Raw genomic sequence first — 1,653 nt, 5'->3', positions numbered from 1 at the left:
GGGGCATCCACAAAAAGCGCCACCGTGGTAACAAACGGGGGCAGGCTAGCGCAGATCTGCGCCGCGCGAGCCGCAGTCACTGCACGGGGGCTGGGCCCATAGAAAACCAGACCAATTGCATCGGCACCGGCCTTCGCCGCCGCCAGGGCATCTTCAATTCGGGTAATACCGCAGATTTTGACCCGGGGTACGGTCATGGGTGCTCCAGTGTAACAAAAACCAGGGATTTTAGCGTGGTGCTTGAGGCATGCCGCGTGCTGCTCTTAATCATTATGCCTGAAGGTCATCCGGTAGCCACAGAGGCCCAAGCGAATCTTTCGGCAATGCAAAGCTGTCCGGGTACTCGATTTCCACCAGGTACAAGCCGAATGGCGGTGCCGTGGCTGCTCCTTTGCGGCGGTCACGTCCCTCAAGAACCTCCCTGGCCCAGCTTGGCGGCTTCTGGCCCGCTCCCACGCTCATTAGCACCCCGGCTATATTACGCACCATGTGCATCAAGAACGCGTTAGCATGGGCTTCCAGCACAAGCACTTTGCCGTGCTCGTAGAGCGTCAGGCTGTGCATCGTTTTCAATGGCGATTTTGCCTGACAATGCACGCTGCGGTAGGCGGTAAAGTCGTGCTCACCCACCAGGTGCGCAGCCGCCTCGCGCATGGCGGCCACATTCATCGGGCGGTAATTCCAGGTTACCTGATTGCGATACAGCGCCGGCGGGCGGGCATGGTTATAGATGACATAACGGTAGCGGCGGCTCACCGCGGAAAAACGCGCATGAAACCCGTCGTCCACCGGCACCGCCCACCGTACGGTCACGTCCCGCGGCAGATTGGTATTGGCGCCCATGATCCAGCTTTTCATCTCACGGGGAGCATCGGAATCGAAATGCACCACCTGCCCGGTACCGTGCACACCCGCGTCCGTTCGCCCCGCGCACACTACGGCTACCGGGTGGTTCGCGACTTTGCTCAATGCCGCTTCCAGGCACTCCTGGACCGTACGCACCCCGGGCTGCTGTGTCTGCCAGCCACGAAAGCCCGTGCCATCGTACTCAATACCCAACGCAATACGTGCCATGTTCCACCATGTCGTTACAGAAGCCTTCTTCGCAGCTCACCGCAAACAGCGGCTTCCCCACAGTGCCCGTCAGAAATATTGGCACAGGCTTCAGCGATCGATGGGAACGGAGAAGCCATAAAAAAAGGGGGCGATACCATAAGGCATCGCCCCCTTTTTGCCTAGGGAGAGAGGGGGATTAGCCCACTTGGCTGAGCAACTCCCGGGCTTCGGACTGCTGCTGGTCGTTACCTTCAGAGATCACTTCGTTGAGGATATCCTTGGCGCCTTCGTTATCACCCATGTCGATATAGGCTTTGGCGAGATCCAGCTTGGTCGCGTTCTCGTCAGTTTCACCCAGGAAGTCGAAGTCATCCTCATCAGCCAACACGTCAGCGCTGGACGGCGCCGGGGTGTCATCCGCCGGAGCATCAGGCACAGCAGCCGGCTCGATGGACATGGCTTCTTCCGTTGGCTCCTCCACATCGGCGACCTCAGTGTCAGTCACTTCAGGGGCATCGAAAGACAAGGTCTGATCGTCATCCAGATTCAGGTCGTCATCGCCGAGCAGGTCTTCCAGGGAGCCATCATCCGCAGCAG

General features: G+C 59.2%; 2 protein-coding genes and 1 pseudogene. All 3 read right to left on the bottom strand.

From position 1 onward, the window contains the following. A pseudogene (locus A3730_RS24220) lies at window positions 1–197 on the bottom strand (N-(5'-phosphoribosyl)anthranilate isomerase); the annotation flags it as partial. Between the two features lie 73 nt (window positions 198–270). Continuing rightward, the gene (gene truA, locus A3730_RS24215; RefSeq protein WP_063519951.1) at window positions 271–1,074 is read right to left on the bottom strand and encodes a tRNA pseudouridine(38-40) synthase TruA; all 804 of its coding nucleotides are present in this window, start codon (window positions 1,072–1,074) and stop codon (window positions 271–273) included. Window positions 1,075–1,252: 178 nt separating this feature from the next. Then, a partial coding sequence (locus A3730_RS24210; RefSeq protein WP_304439532.1) for a FimV/HubP family polar landmark protein occupies window positions 1,253–1,653 on the bottom strand: 401 nt, incomplete at its 5' end.

This window comes from Alcanivorax sp. HI0044 (genome assembly GCF_001634945.1).
The sequence above is the reverse complement of the archived record's forward strand: the minus strand, read 5'-3'. Positions and strand labels throughout refer to the sequence as shown.